This window comes from Paraburkholderia sp. UCT2 (assembly GCF_014397665.1).
GTDB lineage: Bacteria > Pseudomonadota > Gammaproteobacteria > Burkholderiales > Burkholderiaceae > Paraburkholderia > Paraburkholderia tuberum.
The window spans coordinates 22,169-42,924 of sequence record NZ_VZQO01000010.1 but is presented as its reverse complement, the minus strand read 5'-3'; the positions used below and the strand labels follow the sequence as shown (position 1 = coordinate 42,924).

Annotated in this window: 17 protein-coding genes and 1 pseudogene; 5 read left to right on the top strand and 13 right to left on the bottom strand. The window is 61.4% G+C overall.

From position 1 onward, the window contains the following. Positions 1–78 precede the first annotated feature (78 nt). From F6X39_RS10700 to F6X39_RS10655, 10 genes and pseudogenes are all read right to left on the bottom strand, one after another. On the bottom strand, positions 79–978 hold the full coding sequence (locus F6X39_RS10700; protein WP_187616593.1) for a phosphate/phosphite/phosphonate ABC transporter substrate-binding protein: 900 nt from the start codon (positions 976–978) through the stop codon (positions 79–81). 65 nt (positions 979–1,043) lie between these two features. Further along, on the bottom strand, positions 1,044–2,177 hold the full coding sequence (locus F6X39_RS10695; RefSeq protein WP_187616682.1) for an alpha-D-ribose 1-methylphosphonate 5-triphosphate diphosphatase: 1,134 nt from the start codon (positions 2,175–2,177) through the stop codon (positions 1,044–1,046). Between the two features lie 503 nt (positions 2,178–2,680). Continuing rightward, positions 2,681–2,926 (bottom strand): annotated as a pseudogene (locus F6X39_RS36740) (SMP-30/gluconolactonase/LRE family protein); the annotation flags it as partial. Between the two features lie 202 nt (positions 2,927–3,128). After that, entirely contained in the window at positions 3,129–4,007 is an 879-nt protein-coding gene (locus F6X39_RS10685) for an SDR family NAD(P)-dependent oxidoreductase (protein WP_262413859.1), read from the bottom strand. 86 nt (positions 4,008–4,093) lie between these two features. Then, on the bottom strand, positions 4,094–4,405 hold the full coding sequence (locus F6X39_RS10680) for an NIPSNAP family protein (RefSeq protein WP_026226227.1): 312 nt from the start codon (positions 4,403–4,405) through the stop codon (positions 4,094–4,096). Between the two features lie 44 nt (positions 4,406–4,449). Further along, entirely contained in the window at positions 4,450–4,899 is a 450-nt protein-coding gene (locus F6X39_RS10675) for a CoxG family protein (protein WP_187616591.1), read from the bottom strand. A gap of 9 nt (positions 4,900–4,908) precedes the next feature. Then, positions 4,909–5,790, bottom strand: coding sequence for an NAD(P)-dependent oxidoreductase (locus tag F6X39_RS10670; protein WP_187616590.1), 882 nt, complete (start codon positions 5,788–5,790; stop codon positions 4,909–4,911). A gap of 14 nt (positions 5,791–5,804) precedes the next feature. Next, positions 5,805–8,159 (bottom strand): xanthine dehydrogenase family protein molybdopterin-binding subunit, encoded by a 2,355-nt coding sequence (locus tag F6X39_RS10665; protein ID WP_187616589.1) that lies wholly within the window; start codon positions 8,157–8,159, stop codon positions 5,805–5,807. Further along, positions 8,152–8,640, bottom strand: coding sequence for a (2Fe-2S)-binding protein (locus F6X39_RS10660; RefSeq protein WP_187616588.1), 489 nt, complete (start codon positions 8,638–8,640; stop codon positions 8,152–8,154). Before F6X39_RS10660 ends, F6X39_RS10665 begins: the two co-directional genes overlap by 8 nt. 7 nt (positions 8,641–8,647) lie before the next feature. Further along, positions 8,648–9,520, bottom strand: a complete 873-nt coding sequence (locus tag F6X39_RS10655) for an FAD binding domain-containing protein (protein WP_187616587.1) — start codon at positions 9,518–9,520, stop codon at positions 8,648–8,650. A 529-nt stretch (positions 9,521–10,049) separates the two neighbouring features. On the opposite strand from F6X39_RS10655, the gene F6X39_RS10650 reads away from it, so the two are divergent. The 4 genes from F6X39_RS10650 (at position 10,050) to F6X39_RS10635 (ending at position 16,066) form a co-directional block, all read left to right on the top strand. Further along, positions 10,050–11,462 (top strand): DHA2 family efflux MFS transporter permease subunit, encoded by a 1,413-nt coding sequence (locus tag F6X39_RS10650; protein ID WP_187616586.1) that lies wholly within the window; start codon positions 10,050–10,052, stop codon positions 11,460–11,462. Positions 11,463–11,628: 166 nt separating this feature from the next. Then, complete coding sequence (locus F6X39_RS10645; RefSeq protein WP_222945186.1) at positions 11,629–13,161, top strand: MFS transporter; 1,533 nt, start codon at positions 11,629–11,631, stop codon at positions 13,159–13,161. 759 nt (positions 13,162–13,920) lie between these two features. Next, entirely contained in the window at positions 13,921–15,375 is a 1,455-nt protein-coding gene (locus F6X39_RS10640; protein ID WP_187616679.1) for a catalase, read from the top strand. Between the two features lie 76 nt (positions 15,376–15,451). Further along, a complete protein-coding gene (locus F6X39_RS10635; RefSeq protein WP_222945185.1) occupies positions 15,452–16,066 on the top strand; it encodes an ankyrin repeat domain-containing protein in 615 nt (204 codons plus the stop codon). A 191-nt stretch (positions 16,067–16,257) separates the two neighbouring features. On the opposite strand, the gene F6X39_RS10630 is transcribed toward F6X39_RS10635, so the two are convergent. Next, on the bottom strand, positions 16,258–16,437 hold the full coding sequence (locus F6X39_RS10630) for a hypothetical protein (RefSeq protein WP_187616584.1): 180 nt from the start codon (positions 16,435–16,437) through the stop codon (positions 16,258–16,260). 241 nt (positions 16,438–16,678) lie between these two features. On the opposite strand from F6X39_RS10630, the gene F6X39_RS10625 reads away from it, so the two are divergent. Next, complete coding sequence (locus F6X39_RS10625) at positions 16,679–17,845, top strand: EAL domain-containing protein (RefSeq protein ID WP_187616583.1); 1,167 nt, start codon at positions 16,679–16,681, stop codon at positions 17,843–17,845. 165 nt (positions 17,846–18,010) lie between these two features. Here F6X39_RS10625 and F6X39_RS10620 read toward each other — a convergent pair whose 3' ends face one another. Then, positions 18,011–20,275, bottom strand: coding sequence for a xanthine dehydrogenase family protein molybdopterin-binding subunit (locus F6X39_RS10620; protein WP_187616582.1), 2,265 nt, complete (start codon positions 20,273–20,275; stop codon positions 18,011–18,013). Next, positions 20,275–20,727 carry a (2Fe-2S)-binding protein gene (locus F6X39_RS10615; protein ID WP_187616581.1) on the bottom strand — a complete coding sequence of 151 codons (453 nt, stop codon included), beginning with the start codon at positions 20,725–20,727 and terminating at the stop codon, positions 20,275–20,277. The genes F6X39_RS10620 and F6X39_RS10615 overlap by 1 nt, the downstream gene beginning before the upstream one ends. Positions 20,728–20,756: the final 29 nt, after the last annotated feature.

The following is a 20,756-nucleotide window of genomic DNA, read 5'->3' as shown; positions in this document are numbered from 1 at the left end:
CGGGTAGGCTCGACGCGCCGGCTGAAAACCGGCTCGCCGAATCTATCGGGACGCCACCCGAGGTGCTGGACAGAGTGCTCACAGTTTTGCCAGGTCGATGTGAAGAGTCGAAACCAGATCGCGGATCTGGTTATAAGCAGCATCCGTTTGCGGCACCGTCTTCAGTTCCGGGTTTTGGTTCGATGCCAGGAACTTCTGATCGGCTTCCGGTAATTGGCGTAGATCGAGCGAACTCAGCACACTGGTCAGACGGGCCTTGAAATCCGCCGGCAAGTCTCCGCGCACGGCCAGCGGGTCGAGCGGAATCGGTTCCGATTTCCACAGCGTCACGTAAGCCGCAGGATCGAATTCGTTGTGTAGCTTGGCGCTGGCGATTTCTTCGCTGTTCAGCTCCCCCGCTTCGACCTTGTGGTTGCGCAGCGCCTCGAACGACGCCGTGTGGCTGCCCGCGTAGACCGCTTTTACGCCCTTGTCCGGATCGATGCCGTTCTTGCTCAGTCCGAAGGCGGGAAACAGATGGCCGGACGTCGACGCCGGATCGGCGTAAGCGAACGAGCGACCCTTGATGTCGCCCAGCGTCTTGATGCCCGAGCCGGGCCACGTGACGATGGAGGCGTAGTAAGTGGCCGGCTTGCCCTGCTCGCCGGCGAACGTGGCGACGGCTTCGGCGTGCGCGACCTGATGCGCGAGCACGTAGCCGAGCGGACCGAATTCGCCGAATTCGAGCTTGTTGTTGCGCATTGCCTCGATCTCGGCGTTGTAGCTGGTCGCGACGTAGAGTTGCACCGTGCAGCCGAGCTTGTCGCCAATCATCTTGGCGAGATCTGTATAGACCGGCAGCATGCGCTGAGCCGATTCGTAAGGTTCGACACCAAAGCGAATCACACCATCGTTCGGACACATACCCGCTGCATGTGCGGTAACGGAGACAAAACTCACGGCCAGAGCTGCTGCAGATAAAAAGTTGGATACCTTCATATTTTCCTCAATTTATGTTTCGTACAGACCAGGCGACTCAACAACGGATTGCTTTGTTCCGGGCATCAGACAACGCGCTCGCCTGCCCGATACGTCGCGCGGGGGACAGGCAGCGCATCGTGCATCCGCACGCGCACAAAATCGGCACGCAAACCGGGGGCGATGGCGCCGCGGTCGTCTAACCCCACTGCGCGCGCGGGTTGCGCGGATACCGTTGCCATCGCGCGCGGCAGCGTCCAGCCGGCCTTGCCGACCAGTTCGAAGGCGGCAGTCAACAGGCTCGAGGGCACGTAGTCCGATGACAGGATGTCGAGCAGTCCGGCTTTCGCAAGTTCGATTGCCGAGACGTTGCCCGAGTGCGATCCGCCTCTTACGACGTTGGGCGCGCCCATAATCGTTGCAATGCCGTGTTCGCGCGCGGCTTGCGCGGCGATGCGGGTGGTTGGGAATTCCGCCAGGACGATGCCTTCGGCCGCTGCCTGTTCAACATGCTCGATTACGGTGTCGTCGTGGCTCGCCACCGGCACGCCGAGCTCCATGCAGCGCGCAACGATCTCGCGACGGTGCCGGTCGGCGAAACGTTCCTGTCCGTCTGAAAGCTCAGCAATCACTGCGGCGAAGTGTTCGTCGGTCAATTTGCCGTGCCGTTCCTGCCAGCGACGCCATTGATCCCGATCGTGCCATTGGCGCTGGCCCGGCGTGTGATCCATCACCGAAGCGAGCCGCAGCAATGGATGTGTGCACAGTGAATCGAATACATTCACGACGTCGGGGGCGGCGATTTCGCAGCGTAGGTGGAGGAAATGCTCGGCACGCAGCAACTCGCACGCGGACAGGCGCGCGAGTGCCTCCACGCACTGCGTCTGAAGATCCCGGCTGTGCATGTCGACGTCCGAACGCGCGCCGATCCTGAGCGAATCGAATACGGTTGTGATGCCCGCCGCGGCCACCTGTGCGTCATGAATCACCAACGCCGCGTCGATATTCCATCTCACGCCCGGCCGCGGCGCCAGATGCTTCTCGAGATTGTCTGTGTGTAGTTCGACCAGGCCCGGCAACAGATAGTCACCGTTCCAGTCTTCGGCTTCGGCAGCCGACGTCGTGCCCCGTTCAAGGTCGACAATGACGCCGTTTTCAATCCGCAAGGTTCCCGTAAATTCCTCGTCCCGCGTGACGACGCGAGCGTTCCTGATCAGCATCGACATGCTCCGTATGTGTGTCGGCTTTAGCGTGCTGCTGTACGACGCAGCGTTGGTCGTGATTCGACGCGATGAGTCGTGCTGTTGCGTCCGCGATCTCGACGCTCCGCCCGGCAGAAAGCGACGCTCGTGCTTCATGGGCGTTTCCTGCCGGCCCAGAAAGCGGTTGCTGGCCGCACTTTCGTCTAAACGTCTAGATGTTTAGGGAAAGATCCAACCGGCCGATTTCGCGAGCACGACCGTGATGGCTTCATCACGGTCCGCGCTCTACCATGCACGACTGCGAATTCATTTCACCCGACCGGAATGACAAGACCATGACAGCGACCGACAACAAACACCGAGCGTTTCAATCGAGCCCGGAGTAAACGTTGTAATGGAGCGGCAAATCGAACAGATTCTTGATTGACGAGGTGGACAGGGGCATCGCAAGTGGACGCCATTCGTCGTCGATGAGCATCGAGGGCAGTCGCAATGCTGAAGCTGGCTGCCTCAACACTGGCTCATGTTGGGACGGCCGCCTTGGCATCCACGTAAAGCGCGTAGAGCGACTGGCCGGCGGCCATGAACAGGCGGTTGTGCGCTGCGCCGCCAAAGCACAGGTTCGCACAGCGTTCAGGCAGCGCAATGCGGCCGATGGCCTCGCCGTCCGGTGCGAACACCATCACGCCGTTCAACGTCGGTCCTGTACCCCAGCCGGCCCACAGGTTGCCGTCGGTGTCGCAGCGGAAGCCATCCGGCGCGCCGTGCTCGCCGTCGCCGAACCACACGGGCCCTTCACCAAAGCGCATTCCAGTCGCAAGGCGCTCCACTGCGGCATTGGTAATGCGATATTTCAGAAAGCGCGGATCGAGGACCTCCACCGACGGATCGGGATAGGTTTCGCTCTGTCGCCACCTTGGAATCTCTACCATCTCCCATCTTCCATTTACGATTTGCGGGGCGGGCAAGTCAGTCGTTCTTCTGGATATACGCTGCGAACGCCTGCTCGTAGTCCGGATGCCAACGCGATAGCGCGGGGCGATTCTCTACAATGTCTCCCGCAGCCCAAAGGATGCGTCGCTCGTCGAGGGAGCGAGGCACATCGTTGTCGGGGCACAGAATGTAGAAATCGCCGGCACCCAGTCGCTCGATCATGAAATCGACAGTCTGCTCGGGCGTCCAGGCAGCGGCCGGTTTCTCGGTACGACCTTGCGCGGCAAGCTCCGTAAACACAAAGCCAGGGATCAGCAAATGCGCGCTGATCCGGCAGCCTGGCGTATTGCGCAACTCGTGCTGCAGTGCTTCGGTAAACGCCTTCAGGCCGGCCTTGGAGACGTTATAAGCCGGGTCGCCGGGCGGCGTCGTGATGCCCTGCTTCGAACCGGTGTTAATGACGAGACCCGGGCGTCCGCGCGCGATCATCGCGGGCACGAAGGTCTGAGTGCCACGAATCACACCCCACAGGTTGACGTCGAGCACCCGCTCCCAGTTAGCGGCCGCGCCGAACATGGCGCTACCCGGTTGAATCCCCGCATTGTTCATGAGGATATCCGTGCCGCCGAAGCGATCCCGAACGGCTGCTTCGAGGCGGACCAGGTCTTCGAGGCGGCTGACGTCCGTCTCGACGGCCAGTACATCCTTCGCGCCTTCAGCAGCCACGCTGGCAATCGCCTGCTTCGCGTGCGCCAGGCGGTCCTCACCCAGATCCGCGATGCACACGCGAAGCCCGAGCTGCGCGAACCGCTTCGCCGAGGCGAGTCCAATGCCGGCAGCGCCGCCTGTCACGACGGCGACGGATCCGGGAGTGAAAGTAAAGTGTGTCATCAATAGTCCTTTCTGATACGTCATAGAACGTCAGCCCGCCACCTCACAAGCAGACCGCCAAACGGCAGGTACGTCGATAGGTCGCGCGGCCGGGAAATTCGTCACTCACCTCAGTCCATCGGGCAAAACGGCACTGGCGACAGAAACACCGATTCCTGATGGACGAGATATGGCAGGATGCGCGGCGTGAAAGCTTGCCAGCGTGGATCGGCTGCGAGTTTCGCGCGCTGCGCTGCCCGATGCGCGTAGTCCTCATAGCCCCAGCAGAACACGATCGAGTTCAACGTGCCTGAGTCCTTCGTCCAGCAACCCTTGAGCCGGGCGTACTGACTGATGATGCCAAGCCCTTCGCGCTCGTAAATGTCCAGGAACTCGCCTGCCTTTCCTGCCGTTATCTGATACGTACGCATTTCTACCAGCATGATTCCCTCTGTGTCGATCGGTACTCTTTCACAGCACGGCGCCGTCAGACCGCGTGGCTTTCGACGTGCACCTTCAGCGCGCTGAAGAACTCGTCGAGATTCTTGCTCGCGGCGGACTGGATCAGGCGCGACCCCACGCTCATCAGCTTCCCGCCAATTTCGACGTCAGCGTCGTACACCAGCACGGTCGTATCCCCCTGCGCTTCAAGTTGCAGGCGCGCCGTGACTTTGGCAAAACCCAGCGCACCCGCACTGCCCATACCGGCAATCGTATAGGCCCTGGGCGGATCGAGATCCGACAATTCGACGTTGCTTTTGAAGGTCGCCGACATCGGGCCGACGCGAATCTGCACGGTCGATTCGAAATGCAGGTCGTCGAGCCTCTTCAGCGCTTTGCAGCCAGGCAGGCATGCTTCGAGTACTACGGGATCGTTCAATGCACGCCATGCGGCTTCAGGGGGCACGGGCAGGATGGTTTGATCTGTCAACTTCATCGTCGCCGCTCAGCGCTCGTAGAGTTTGAACAGCGCCTGCGTGCCGTTGCGCGCGCAGCCCCGCTCGGCCAACTCCTGGTACATTACGCGCACCAGTTCCAGACCCGGCAATTCACGTCCCATGCTCCGCGCTTCCTCGTGCGCAATCCGCATGTCCTTGATGAAATGCTCGATGAAGAAACCGGGTGCAAAATCGCCCTTGGCAATACGCGGCCCCAGGTTGTTCAGCTGGAATCCACCCGCCGCGCCTCCGCCAATCGCGCTCAATACGGTGTCGGCATCCAGGCCGGCGCTGTGCGCATAGGCGAGCCCTTCGCACACGCCCATCATCGTCGACGCAATGACGATCTGATTGCACAGCTTCGTGTGCTGACCCGCACCCGGGCCGCCTTGCAGGACGATGTTGGTGCCGAGGCAGCGCAACATCGGTTCCACGCGTGCGAGCACAGCGCTTGCGCCGCCGACCATGATCGACAGGCGCCCTTCGCGCGCACCGATGTCGCCGCCCGATACCGGCGCGTCCAGCATGTGCACCCCGCGCTCAGCGGCGTGCGCGGCCAACTCTTCGGCCAGTTTTGGACTCGACGTCGTCATGTCGACCAGCACCGCATCGCGCCGCGCATGCGCGATCAGACCGTCGTCGCCCAGATATAGTGTGCGGACGTCCGCGGGGGTGCCGACAATCGTGAACACGACGTCCGATACCTCGGCGAGCGCCCGCGGGGTCGCTTGCCAGGTCGCGCCGGCCTCGATGAGCGGCTCAGCCTTCGCACGCGTACGGTTATAGACATGCAGCGGATAGCCGGCGGCGGCGAGCCGCGAGGCCATCGAGAAACCCATGATGCCAAGGCCGATAAAGCCAATCGCGGGTTTGCCTGTAGATTGATTCATGAAGGTTGGTCCGTTCAGAGTTTGTCGCGCAGCAAGTCGCGCAATAGCATGGGAGTCAGTGGATGACGGTCGGCAACGACGCCAAATGGCGCCAGCGCATCATTGACCGCGTTGGTCAATGCGCCGATCGCTCCCATCACCCCGCCTTCGGCCATCCCCTTGATGCCGGCCGCCGTCGACTTGCCAGGCGTATGCAGCGGGATGATCTCGAAGTTGGGCAATTCAGTTGAAGTAGCGATCAGGTAGTCGGCGAGTGAGCCGGTCACGTTCTGTCCTGAGTCGTCGTAACGCATCTGCTCGAACAGCGCGCCCGACAGTCCCATCGCCACGGCGCCATGCTGCTGCCCTTCCACCACGGTGGGATTGAGCAGCGTGCCGCAGTCTTCGGCGACGACGTAACGCGCGATACGGATTGCGCCGGTCAAGACGTCCACCTCGATCTCGCATCCATGAGCCGCATTCGAATAGGTCATGGCCGGAGGGTCGTAAGTCAGGTGAAATTCAAGGCCCGGCGTCAAACCTTGCGGCAACGCAGTGGGATCCAGATACGCACGCCGCGCCACGTCGGCAAGCGTCAAACCTGTGTCGATCCACTCGTGCGCGCGACGACGCTCGATTCTCGCGTCGATCAGGCGCAGCGACTGCTCGTCCGCCAAACCAAGGCAACCGGCGGCGATCGCGAGCACCTTGCGGCGTGCGTCGAGTGCGCACAGGTAAAGCGCGCCGCCGCCTGCCGTGCCGCTGCGGGCGCCACGACTGCCCATACCGTATGGTGCGATATCAGTGTGGCCCATATGAATGCGCACGCTCGACGGCGGCACGCCCAGGCCCTCCGCCACCGCGTTGGCCATCGCGCTTTCATAGCCCTGGCCGCTGGGCCCTAGACCGACCGACGCGTTCACCACCCCGCCTGGTTCGATACGGATCCAGCTTGCCTCGTGCCCCGAACCGGGAATTCCCGCGGCCTTATAGAAGCGCGAACCATACGTGGTCGGTTCCACCACGTTGCACAGGCCAAGCCCCAGGTAATGGCCAGTTGCGCGCGCCGCCTGCTGGCGCTCGCGAAAGCCCGCGTAGTCGAGCGCCGACAGCAAGGCCTCGAACGTCTGGGTCGGCGTGATGTCGTCCAGACATTCTCCCGTAGCAGTGCGGTACGGCAGTTCTGCCGGACTCAGCAGGTTGCGCCGGCGTACCTCGACCGGGTCGAGTGCCAGTTCCCGCGCGATTGCATCCAGCGTGCCGTCCATCACCCAGCTGGTGATGGACATCGGCGCGCGCATCGGTGCATTGCCACATTTATGACTGAGCACGACCTTCACATCGAAAGCGTAGTCCTGCAGCCGGTACGGTCCGCTCAGGATCATCGCAATGACGCGCGCCAGATAGTTGGCAGGAAAGAAGCAATAGGCGCCAAAGTCTTCGCGGAGTTCGAGTTCGAGAGCGAGCAGCGTGCCGCGCTCATCGACCGCTGCGCGGGTGCGGCAGAAGTCCTCACGCGAATTGGCGGCCGCCGTCAGGTTCTCGAGGCGATCCTCACGCCAGCGCACGGGCCGTTTCAATTGGCGAGCCAGCGCAGCAACCGTCAACTCTTCGCGGTACAAGGCGATTTTCTGTCCGAACGCTCCACCGACATCGGGCGAAATCACGCTCACCTGAGACTCGTCGAGCTTGAGGCGCTGCGCCAGTTGAGTGCGCAAAGGATGTGGCACCTGCGTTCCAATATGGAACGTCAGGTGGTTCCGTCCGGCGTCCCAGACCGCTGCACAGCCGCGGGTTTCGATCGGCACATGGGTCTGGCGCTGCTGCTGGAAGGTCGCTTCGACTATCCGGAAGGCCCGGCTGTTGGCGCGCTCAGGGTCGCCATGCACATAGGTCTGGTGCGAGACCAGGTTGCCTGGCACGGCCGGGTCGACTTGCGCCGCGTTGGGCTCCAGCGCCTGCCACATGTCTGTTACCACGGGCAGCGGCTCGAACTCGACGAGCACCTGCTCGGCAGCGTCTTCAGCGAGGTACCGGTCCGTCGCGACGACGCAAGCGATCAGATCGCCCTGAAAACGCACTGTGTCCACTGGCATCGTTGCAAATTCGACGGGCTTCAGTCCTTCGACGGGTGGTGCGACACGGAACGGTGTAGTCCACTGCGCGAGTTCCACGCCCGTGATGACGGTTACGACGCCGGGCATTGCGGCGGCGCCGTGAATATCGATGGAGACGATCCGCGCATGAGCGTGCGGCGAGCGAACAAAGCACACGTGAAGGACACCGGGTATCTCGATGTCGTCGAGATACCGGCCATAGCCTGTCAGCAGCCGATAGTCTTCGGTGCGAGGCGTCGCTTTGTTAAGGTAACGAAACGTCTGCTCAGACATCGACCGTCTCCGCGCGCATCCGCTCGGCCGCGAGCAGGATCGCCCGCACGATGTTCTGATATCCGGTACAGCGGCACAGATTGCCCGACAGCACCTCGCGCACCTGGGCCTCGGATGGCCACGGGTTCTCGCGCAGGTACGCTTCAAATGTCATGACGATGCCGGGGGTGCAGAACCCGCACTGCAGACCGTGGCACTCATGCAGCGCCTGCTGGAGCGGCGACAGACGACCGTCTTGCGCTACCGCCTCGATGGTCGTGATCTGCGCTTCATCCATCTGCACGGCGTAAGCCAGACATGAGCGTGCCGGACGACCATCGATCAACACGGTGCATGCGCCGCACACACCGTGCTCGCATCCGACATGCGTGCCCGTCAGCCGGCAATCTTCGCGCAGCACATCGGACAATAGCTTGCGAGGCTCGCAATGCACATCATGGCGCGCACCGTTCACACTCAGATAAATTGCTGTCTTTTCCATGAACGGCCTAATCGGGTTGTGTAACGCCAGCGGTTATCCGCTGCAATGCTCGAGCGATGAGCGCCTTGACGAGGTCGCGCCGATACGCGGCGCTAATGCCTGGCTGATCGTGCACCTCGACGGCGTTTGCGACTGCCTCGGCAATCCTGCCGACGCTCGGCGCATCGGCCGTTTCGCCGACGAATCCCGCAGCGATGTCGTCAAGCACCAGCGGCACATCTGCCACACCGCCTACGCCGATCCGCAACGAGGCGAACCTGTCATCCGCGAGCACGGCGGTGACAGCGCAAGCCGCGATCGCGAAATCGCCGTGTCGTCGGCTAAATGCTTCGAAGGCATGCCGCTCGCCGGACAACGCCGTCGGAAAGCGCACCGTGCGAATGATTTCGTCAACCGCCAGATCGGTGGTCATCACCGCGATCAGAAACTGTGCCGCCGACACCTGTCGGCTGCCGGCCGGCCCGACAATCTCGATGCGTGCGCCTAGCGTGCTCGCAATGAGCGGTAATTGCGCCGCGGGGTCCGCATGCGCGAGACTGCCGCCGAGTGTCCCGCGCTGTCGGATGGCGTAATGTCCGATCGTCGCCGCCGCTTCAGCCAGTAGCGGGCAAGCAGCGCGTACTGTGTTGCTGGTGGCCAGTTCGTGATGGCGCGTCATTGCGCCGACCGCTAGCGTATCGGTTTCAAGCGTGACGCCCTTGAGTTGAGGCAGCGCATTCAGATCGACCAGGTGCGCCGGTTGCGCGAAGCGCATATTCATCATCGGCCCGAGGCTTTGTCCTCCGGCGATCAGCTTGGCGTCAAAACCGTGAAGAGCAAGAAGCGACAGTGCGTCGTCGAGCGTGTGCGACCGGTGATACGAAAATGCGGCGGGTTTCATATGCCTTGCGCCCGCGGACTCAGGCCGCAATTCCGGGCGAAGACCGGCAACCCGCGACAGCCCCCGCCCGCCGATAACCGAGGCAATCGACGACGGCCATTCCCGATTCGCTTGACGCTGCTCATGATTCGCTCCAGCCGCGTGCGCGGCGCTGTTCACCCGGTGGGATGGCTGCCGCTTCAGCCATCGCTTCGGAAACGAGGATATCGCCGATAAACTAAATCGTCAACTGACGACTACATTTACAAATTGAGAGGATCATGGTCGGTGCAGTTTGCAGGCCGTGCATTTTCTTGGTGCCACTACGATGTTTGTTGGATTTTCAAATATGTCTTCACATGAAGACATATGATTTGATAGAGTATATCGTCCGCCGGCATGAACCGGTGTCGCCATGCTCCCGGTTTCAGCCGTGCACTATCTCAGTGCCATCGCGAAGCGAGCGCCTCATCTATGACTGCCGGCATTGGCACTTCCCGCGCCAGGGCGTTTGCGGGTCTTTCACTCAACCCGTTTCGGTTCTCCGCTCATGTCTTTGTCAAGCCGTCAATCGGTCATCATCGCGTTGATCGTCGCCAGTGCCTATTTCATGGAGAACCTGGACGCTACGGTGATTGCGACAGCGCTGCCCCACATGGCCGCCACGTTCGGCGTCACGCCCGTGAGGCTGAGTATCGGCATGACCGCCTATCTGCTCGCGCTCGCGGTTTTCATCCCCATCAGCGGCTGGGTAGCGGATCGCTTTGGGCAACGCTCAGTGTTCGGTAGCGCCATCGTCGTGTTCACCGGCGCGTCGATACTTTGCGGGCTCAGCAACGGTCTCGTCGAATTCACGGCCGCGCGGATCCTGCAGGGACTCGGCGGCGCAATGATGGTGCCGGTCGGCCGGCTTGCAGTGCTGCGCAGCACGGAGAAGCGTCACCTGATGCGCTCGATCGCCTACATTACCTGGCCCGGGTTGGCCGCACCGGTGCTGGGTCCAGCGTTGGGCGGCTTTATCTCGACCTATTTCAGCTGGCGCTGGATCTTTCTGCTGAACGTACCGATCGGCCTGCTGGGCCTGGCGCTGACCGCCACGTTCATTCCGAACCACCGCGAATCCAGCCGTCGTCCGTTCGATGTGCCCGGATTCGTGCTTAGCGGAGTCGCGCTAACCTGCCTCATGTACGGCATGGAACTCGTCGGGCAACTGCATGGCGACTGGCACGTCGCGGCCGCGGCGCTGACCGGTGGCGTGCTCGCCGCTGCCTTCGCGGTACGGCATTTCCGGCGTGCCGAACACCCGCTGATCGATCTCGCGCCGTGGCGAATCCCGACCTTTCGCGCAACCCTCGATGGCGGTTCGTTGTATGTGGTCTCGGTCAGCGTTTCGCCCTTCCTGTTACCGCTGTTCTTCCAGCTCGGTTTCGGGCTCAACGCGTTCGCCGCCGGTCTGCTGGTGCTCGCTTACGCGGCCGGCAATCTGGCCATGAAGACCGTCACCACGCCCATCCTCAAGCGCTTTGGTTTCCGCAAGGTAATGATCGTCAATGGCCTGCTCACTGCCGTCACCATCGCGCTGTGCGCCCTGCTCTCGCCGGACACGCCGCGCGCGCTGATCATGCTGGTGCTGCTGGTCGGCGGCCTATGCCGATCGATGCAGTTCACCAGCATCAACACGCTCGCATTCGCGGACGTGCCGCCGGCGCGGATGAGTTCGGCGAGCACGTTTTTCAGCATGGTCCAGCAGATGACCATCGGTCTCGGCATCGCATTCGGTGCGATCGCGCTGCATGCTGCAGTCCTGATACATGGCGGCCACGCGCAGTTGTCGCTTGCTGATTTCCGGGTCGCGTTTCTGCTTGTCGCGGTACTGGTACTGATCTCCGTGCTGTACTTTATCGGCCTCGAACCGGACGCCGGCTGCGAGGTTAGCGGCCATACGGGAGCCGCATCGCGGTAGTGCGGAAATTGTATCGGGAGCGTTAATGGCGACTGGCCCAAATTAAACAGAGAGAGAGTCCGTGCAGAATAACCCGGGAACGCCATTGACGACTTCACAAGCCGCCTCGCCCCACGCGGCGCCCGTAGCGGACAGCTCAGTCGCTCGCAGCGCCTCGCAACAGGCGCTGATTCTCGCGGGCGTTTGTATCGCAGTACTTGTGCTGCCGCTGAATTTCGGCGGTGCGGCGGTGTCGGCGCCGACTATCGGCACCGCGCTGGGAGGCAGTCCAGTGGCAATCAACTGGATCCTGAACGCGTTCATGCTGAGCTTCGGCAGCAGTCTGATGGTCGCCGGAGCGCTCGCGGATCTGCTCGGACGAAAACGCGTATTCGCCGTCGGGGTAGCGCTCTTTGCAGCGACATCACTCGGGATCTCCGCCGCGCCGAGCCTCGTGTGGGTCGACTTTCTGCGCGCGCTGCAGGGCATTGCTGCCGCGTTGGTGCTGGCCGGATCATCGGCAGCGCTTGCCCAGGAGTTCGACGGGCATCGCCGCGCTCGCGCGTTCAGCATGCTCGGCACGACCTTCGGCGTGGGGCTGGCGCTGGGTCCGCTTCTCGCCGGGTTTCTTACGCAAACATTCGGCTGGCGCTCGTTCTTCCTGGCGGATGCGGCAATCGGCTTGACGGGCTTTGCGCTCGGCGTTCCAAAACTGAGGGAATCCTATGATCCGCACGCCAATGGTCTCGATTGGCCTGGCGCCATCAGCTTTACCGCGGCACTGACCCTGTTCACCTTCGGCCTGCTGCAAGGGCCGGAGAGCGGCTGGAGCAGTCCGCTCATCGTTGCACTGTTCGTGGGTGCCGCGGTCATGGCGATCGCCTTCGTATGGATCGAAGGTCGTGTTACCCGGCCTATGCTCGACCTGTCGTTGTTTCGCTATCCGCGCTTCGTCGGCGTGCAGGTACTCCCGCTTGCGACCGCATTCTGCTACGTCACGTTGCTGCTTGTCTTGCCGACGCGATTCATCGGCATCGAAGGACATACCGCGATCGGCGCGGGCTTGATGATGGTTTCGCTTTCGGCGCCGATGCTGATCGTGCCGCTCACCGCTGCGCATCTCACGCGCTGGATGTCGGCCGGCGTCATCTCGGCGATCGGCCTCGTCATTGCGGCCATCGGCATGCTCTGGTTCAGTGGTATCGGACTTGATGCGTCAGCCACTGTCCTTGCGATTCCCCTGTTCGTGATCGGTGTCGGTGCGGGGCTGCCGTGGGGACTGATGGACGGCTTGTCAGTCAGCGTTGTTCCAAAGGAACGCGCCGGCATGGCGACGGGTATTTTCAGCACGACGCGCGTGGCGGGCGAAGGCATGACCCTCGCGGTGGCTAGCGCGATATTGGCAGTGCTCACACGCTTGCGACTATCCGACGCACTCGCGGGATCTCCCGGCGCGTCGGCTCATGCCGTCACAGAAGCCGCCCAGCGCGTGGCCACCGGCGATCTGGCACATGCTGCGGCACTTCTGCCCGCACTCGGGCAGCCTGCACTCGTGCATGCGTACGACGGCGCGTTCCGGGTACTGCTCCATATGCTGGTGGCCATCACGCTCGCCTCCGCGATCATGGTGCTTGGGTTCCTTGGCCGCACACCATCCGCGACGAGCCCAGACCATGCCAGCCCAGCGCTTTCCGGAGGCGAAGGGATCGCCGACCGGTGAGACGCGCGCGGCTGCATTGGAGAAGACGCGGGTTTTCGCAGCGAAGGCTTCCACGGAGGAAGCCACAGGTAAGGATTCAACCACGACGATGACTGAATACTGACCGACGCATTACCGATCCTGCTCTTTGACATTGAATCTTTATTCATGTCAATTCAGTCAATGGATTTTTCCGCAGCAATATAAATTGACAAAATCACAAGCGAATTTCTTTCGATCCAGCGCATTAGCTTGAGATACCTTACCAATTAGAATACTGGACTCTACTGTCAATTTCAGCAAGACAGTTTTCCAATTTTTGGACGTTCACGACGCATTCTTTGCGGGCGAACGTGACGATCCAGTCCCGCCTTGCGCAATGTATCGCCGAACTTTAGCCCACTATTTACGGACTGTTTTCGAAGAAGAGCAGTGTCGAGAACTTGCTCAGGCTCCCTTCCTGGAGATCCTGCAACCCGCTCTTTGTCATGCCTTTTTGCAGTACTCCTTGTTAATTCCAATTGAGCTATACCACATAATTTTAAACTTGGCTGCTTTCATTTTTATCATCCTTTTTTAGTCTTGAAAGAAACCGACCTCCTATTGCAGGCATAGAGAAAATAGATTGGCGCTATGAAAAGCCCAATCATAGGATGTGCCTGGTTTCCTCCTGACCTGAACTGGGATCACAACGTGAAATTACGCACGACACAAATCGCAGCAAGCATTCTTTCCATCGCCTCCGCAATCGTCACCGCGCAACCCGTGTACGCTGAAGATATGACGCGCGATAGTGGCTCGCCGGTCGGCGACAACCAGAACTCCCAGACCGCCGGTCCTGAAGGTCCGGTACTGCTGCAGGACTCGCATCTGATCGAGAAGCTGCAGCGCTTCGACCGGGAGCGCATCCCGGAGCGCGTCGTTCATGCGCGCGGCACGGGTATCTTTGGCGAGTTCGCGCCGACCGCCGATATCAGCGCGTTGACCACCGCCAAAGTGTTCACGCCTGGCACAAAGACCCCGGTCTTCGTGCGCTTCTCGACCGTGATGGGCTACCGTGGATCGCCTGAGCAGGCGCGCGACCCGCGCGGCTTTGCCGTGAAGTTCTATACGCAGCAAGGCAACTGGGACGTCGTCGGCATCAACTGGCCGATCTTCTTCATCCGGGACGCCATCAAGTTCCCAGACTTCGTGCACGCAAACAAGCCGTCCGCCGTGACGGGCGTGCAGGATCCGAATCTGGCCTTCGACTTCTTCGCCCATACGCCGGAAGCGACCAGCATGCTGACGCACCTCTACACCGACGAGGGAATGCCTGACTCATACCGCCACATGGATGGCTACGGCGTGCATGCGTTCAAGTTCGTCAATGCCAAAGGCGAAGTTCACTACGTAAAATTTCACTGGAAGAGCCGTCAGGGCATCGAGGGCATCCGTCCGCAGGATATTCCTCATTCGATCGGTGCCGACTGGAATCTGATGACCGACGACCTGTACAACTCGGTCAAGGCGCATTCGTATCCGCAATGGGATCTGTACATTCAGATCCTTTCGCCGAAGGATCTGAACAAGTTCGACTTCGATCCGCTTGACGACACGAAGGTGTGGCCGTCGTCGATCCCTGAGCAGAAGGTCGGGACGATGACGCTCAACCGGGTTCCGGATAACTACTTCCAGTCCACTGAAGAATCGGCATTCGCGCCGTCCCGCCTCGTGCCGGGCATCGAGCCTTCGGAGGACCGGATGCTGCAGGGTCGTCTGTTCGCGTACGCCGACACGCAGATGTATCGCCTGGGACCGAACTACAACGATTTGCCGATCAATCGTCCTGTTGTGACTGTGTACAACAATAACCAGGATGGCTTGATGAATTCCGGCGATCGCAAGGCTGAGGTGAACTACGAGCCCTCCAGCATCGCGGAGATCTCGCAGCAGGCCAGGTACAAGTCCGTGCAGACGCCGGTCAGCGGAACGACGCAGCAAATGGCGATCCACAAGACCCTCGACTTCCGTCAGGCTGGCGAGTTCTACCGGACGCTGTCTGAAGCCAACAAGGCGGATCTGGTCACGGCATTGTCGGGCGATCTGGGCCGTGTAACAAACGACGCGAACAAGTACACGATGCTGTCGTACTTCTACAAGGCTGACTCCGATTACGGTACCCGCCTCGCACGCGCCACGCACGCGGATCTCTCACGTGTGCAGGATATGGCGTCGCACCTTGGCGATAACTGAAGCCAGTAGGCAACGCAGACGGAGCCTGCGCAAGCGGGCCCCGTCTGCCTGAACACGATTTCCGACGGAGAACGTCATGCGAGGTTTCTCTACTGCGCGGCGAGTAGTTCGAAACGCAGCCGTGGCAGCGATAGCCGCACTTCTGAGCGCGAGTTGTGCGGAGCACGTTTATCGGCCAGCAACGTATTCCGGCACGGTTGACACGCGAACATACACCGATGACTGGTTCGCGGCGGCCCGCGAAGGGCGAACCGATATCATTCAATTGCTGATCGACGCGCACTATCCGATCGAAACCGCAACGCCTCAGGGATATACGGCGCTCATTCTTAGCGCCTACGATAATCACCCGGACACGCTAAGGGCGCTTCTTGCCGCTCACGCCAACGCATGCGCCGCCGACAAACACGGCAATACCGCGTTGATGGGTGCACTGTTCAAGGGCGAAACGAACATTGCGCAAATATTGCTCGGGACGCACTGCCCTATCGATCAAACCAACAACGCAGGGGAAACGGCGCTATCGTTTGCTGCGCTGTTCGGCCGGCTCGATATGCTCTCGGTGCTGGTGGCGCACGGAGCGAACGTCAATCATGTCGACGCACGCGGCGGCACCGCGCTGCAAATGGCCATCTCGCAACACAATACCGCCGCAGCCGATGCGCTGCGCCAGGTCGGCGCTACGCAGTAATGTGGAGGAACTCGATAGGCTGTCCGGAAACTTGACCGCAGAAGTTCCGTTCCGCCTTTTTTACTCGCTCAAAAGCGCGCCGGGTTCATCCATGCTCGACTTGCAACCGGTATCCACGGCGGCGTCGCTCACGCGAAACGCCGGGAATTTTGTAGCAAGCTCGGCGATTACGTTTGCAGGCCGCTCTGCGTTCACGCGAAAGTATTGATGATGCTTCCAACCATGCCGTTTGCACTGACAGGCGACGCGCTCGCAGCTTCCGCTTCGACGAGAGCCAGGGCGCCGCTTTGCGGCGTATGCGCGGCAACGCCCTGCGAGGACTGCTGCATCACTTGCATGGCCACGCTTGCGGCGGTTTGCGTAACGTTCATGATCTTTCCTTTATTGAAGACGCAGACGTTAGCACGTCTTCCGATTTTGCGCAGATCTCACCAATTGAATTCGCTGCTACTGTAAGCGCGAAAAATCGCGCTGCGGGTCTGGATGGCACGAATGTCATCTTGCCGACTGATTTGCGACATGCAGGAGCCGTTATGTTGATACGTCGCTCAGAGGCCTATGTGCATTATTGAAAGAGCGTAAGCAAGAAGGAATACAACGGGGTTGTCTTCAATGACGGAAATCACGGCCGTAGTCAGCATCACGATTGCAGATATCACGCGTCTGACCCACATATTCGGCGAGGAATCGATTCAACAGGCTCTCACTCAGTTCGGCGAGGAAGCAACGGCTTTGCTAAACCGGTTGCTGGCTCAGCATCAGGTCATTGACCGATATCGTTCCGATGTCGACGGACATTGCTCTGCGTGTTTCCGTGTGCTGTCGGGAGGCTTGCCGCGTGATGCCAGCGAAGCGGCGCAGACCATAGAAAAGGCAGGGAGTCATCTGATTCGCGAGCGGCTACTTGCTATTTTTGGCGGCGGGACAGGCGCCCGGATCAACTGCGATCTGTCGGTGTTCGTTTTGCCTTCCGAAGCAGTCTCAGGAGATGCCAAAACAGGTTGGTTTCAATGGACGAAAGATCGATCGAGGTCCCAACCGAAACATCAACATAAGGACCGGGACAACTCATCGACCAGAGTGAGAGCAATTCTGCGCGAACGCTCCGTACAGACCGTGTTGCAGCCGATAGTGCGCATTAAAGACGGTGCAGTGACGGGTTTTGAAGCCCTTTCCAGAGGTCCGCAACGGACGCCATTTGAACGCCCGGACGTGCTGTTCGACGCGGCCCATGCGGCCGGCTGTGCCGTGGAGATGGAATTATTGTGTGCCGAATTGGCTCTCGAGCGCACCAAAGGCAAACTGCCGCCCGGGAAGTTTTTGACCATCAATCTGGGCCCGGATGCCTTGACCCTTGCTGCGGAAAAACTGCCGTTGGCTGGCCGGCAGGAAGTCATGTTCGAACTCACCGAGCACTTGCCGCTCAACGAAGCCGAGGGTTTGCGAGACGCGGTAGAACGCCTGCGTAGCATCGGCATTGGCTTGGCCCTGGACGACACGGGCTGCGGGTTCGCAGACTTCGATACCGTTCGCCTGCTGAAGCCAGAAATCGTCAAACTGTGCATTACAGTGATCCGCAATGCCGATAAGGGTGCGCCCTTTGCAGCCGCTATTCGCGCGTCGGCTGAACAGCTCTGTAAGCTCGGCTGCAAGGTGCTTGCTGAAGGTGTCGAAACGGCAGCCCAGCACGACGCATTGCAGAACTGCGGCATCGAACTTGCGCAAGGGTGGCTTTACGGCAAGCCGGCGGCCGTTGCGTCAGTGCCAGGCGGCAGGTGACCCAACGGCGGGTTCGCAGAATGATTTCGAAAGAGCTGGCGCGCACCGAAGTGCACTGGACACCGCCGCCCGCGCACAGCGTTCCGTTGACGCGACAGCTTTATCGTTTAACGCTGATTTCATTCTCACGGTAGGCAGCCGCTCGAACTCCGTTGCATTTTGCCGCTACGTCCGTTTCAACAGCGACGTATCCACCGGTAACGCACGAATCCGCTGGCCGGTCGCGTTGAAGATCGCGTTGCAGATGGCCGCTGAAGTCGGCGGCACGCCCGGCTCGCCAACGCCGCCAGGCGGTGCATCGCTCGGCACGATATACACGTGAGTCTCGGGAACGGAATCGATACGGGCAACCTGGTAATCCGTGAAGTTCGATTGCTCCGACGCGCCGTTGCGGAAAGTGAGTTCACTGTACAACGTGTTGCCGAGCGCCATCACCACCGCGCCCTCGAACTGCGCAACAACCCGATCGGGATTGACGATGCGCCCGCAGTCGACGGCCAGATCGACGCGTGTCACACGCACCGAACCGTCGTCGGCCACCTGCACATGCGCGACCGCGGCCACATAGCTCAGGAAGCTCCGATGTACCGCAATCCCGCGCCCATGCCGCGCCTGCAATGCGGTCGACCACCCGGAGCGCACGGCGACCGCGCGAACCACGGCCGCATAGCGGGCGGTGTCGATCGGGTACTCGTCGATCGACGCGCCGTAGTTCGGGTAATCGACGCCTAGTGCATGCAGATCGACATGCCGCGGCGTGCCGAGCAGCGTGAGCAGGTGCTGCACCGGATCCTGCCGCGCGGCCGCGGCAAGCTCATCGACGAACGACCCTAACGCGAAGCCGTGGGGAATGTTGTACACCGATCGATACCAGCCAATGCGCGTGTGTGCGGAGGCGGCGCCGTTCTCACACCGCACGTTGGCGATGTCGTAGGGCATATCGGTCACGCCCTGCCCCAATTCCCCCGCCGCCCCATAGCGGACATCGGCCTTGAACGTCGAACTGATGGACGGAAACACCGTGCGGTGCAACCACGCGACCGTCTTGCCTTGCGCGTCGAGCCCGCCTTCCATGTGCTGGGCGCACACCGCATGGAAATAGTCGTTGTGCACGTCGTCTTCGCGAGTCCACGTGAGCTTCACGGGCGCGCCGACCTCGCGTGACAGGAATGCCGCCTCGGCCACGTAGTCAGGCTTGGACTTGCGGCCGAAGCCGCCGCCCAATAACGTGACATTGATCGTCACGGCCGGCTCCTGCACGCCGAGCACCTGTGCCACGGTCGTGCGAGCCTGCTGCGGATTCTGCGTCGCGGTCCATACTTCAACCGCACCGTTCGCATAGGACGCGGTCGCGGCGAGCGGCTCCATCGCCGCATGCGCCAGGTGCGGCACATAGTAGTCCGCCGAGACATGGTGGGCGGCGCTCTTTAGCGCAGCCGCTGTGTCGCCGTTGTTGCGAACGATTTTGCCCGGCTGCCGCGCGGTGTCCTCGAGCGCCTTGCGATAAGCCTGACTGTCATACGATGCATTCGGCCCAAGGTCCCAGTCGAGCCTCAATTTCCGCCGCCCTTGCATCGCGGCCCAAGTGCTGGTTGCCACCACCGCGATGCCGCCCAGCGGCTGGAAACCGGCGGGCAACGGCGCAGCGGGAATGCGCACCACATGCAGCACGCCGGGCACTTTCATCGTGTCGGTCGAATCGACGCTCTTGAGCGTCGCGCCATAGACCGGCGAACGTTCGATCGACGCGTACGTCATTCGGGGCAACACGACATCGATGCCGTACGTCGCCCGGCCGTGGACGATGTCGTCGAGATCGACGATCGGCAGCGACTTGCCGATGTAGCGCCAGGTACCCTCGTCTTTCAGATGCAGCGTGTCACGGCCCGGCACCGGCTGACGCGCCGCCGCCGTTGCGAGCGCGCCGTAGGCCACGCGCCGCCCGCTCGCCGCATGCACGACATGACCCGGCTCAGTGTGGCAGGTCGCCGGCGCCACGCGCCATTGCACGGCGGCCGCCGCCACGAGCATCTGCCGGGCCGTGCCACCTGCTTCGCGCAATGGCTGGAAGAACTGGCGGATGCTGCGCGAGCCATCGGTATTCTGGTCGCCATACTTCGCATCGCCTTGCGCCTGCACGACCTTGACGGTGTTCCAGTCGGCATCGAGTTCGTCCGCAAGAATCATCGCGAGACTGGTGCGGATACCGGTCCCCATCTCCGAACGATGCACGACCAGAATGATCTCGCCGGACGGCGCGACCGAGACGTACACGTTCGGTGCGAAAGCCGCTTTAGTGCCATTCGCGGATGACAGCACGCTCGCCGCGAGTGCGGTACCCGCGCCGCCGATCTGCAAGCCCAGCACAACCCCACCTGCCAAAGTCCCTTTCAACACCCCGCGCCGGCTCAGATTGACGATTTCGCCCATCACGCCTCCGACGCTGCCGCCTTGATGGCGGCCATGATGCGTTGATAGGTGCCACAGCGGCAAACATTGCCGGACATCGCTTCGACAATCTGCTCGTCGCTCGGCTTCGGCGTCTGCTTGAGCAACGACGCGGCCTGCATGATCTGTCCAGGCTGGCAGTAACCGCATTGCGGCACATTGGCGGCTTTCCACGCGCGCTGCACGGGGTGATCGCCGCCTTTGCCGAGTCCCTCGATGGTCGTGACGGGCTTGCCCTGAACATCCGCCAGTGCGGTCACACACGAACGCACAGCGACACCGTCCAGATGGACCGTGCATGCGCCGCACGCGCCGACCCCGCAACCGAACTTGGTACCGTGCAGCCCGAGGAGATCACGGACTGCCCACAGCAGCGGCATATTCGCATCCGCATCGACGTTGTGATGAACGCCGTTCACAATGAGTTCCATCAACTGATTCCTCGTAGTCGACGCGAACGGCA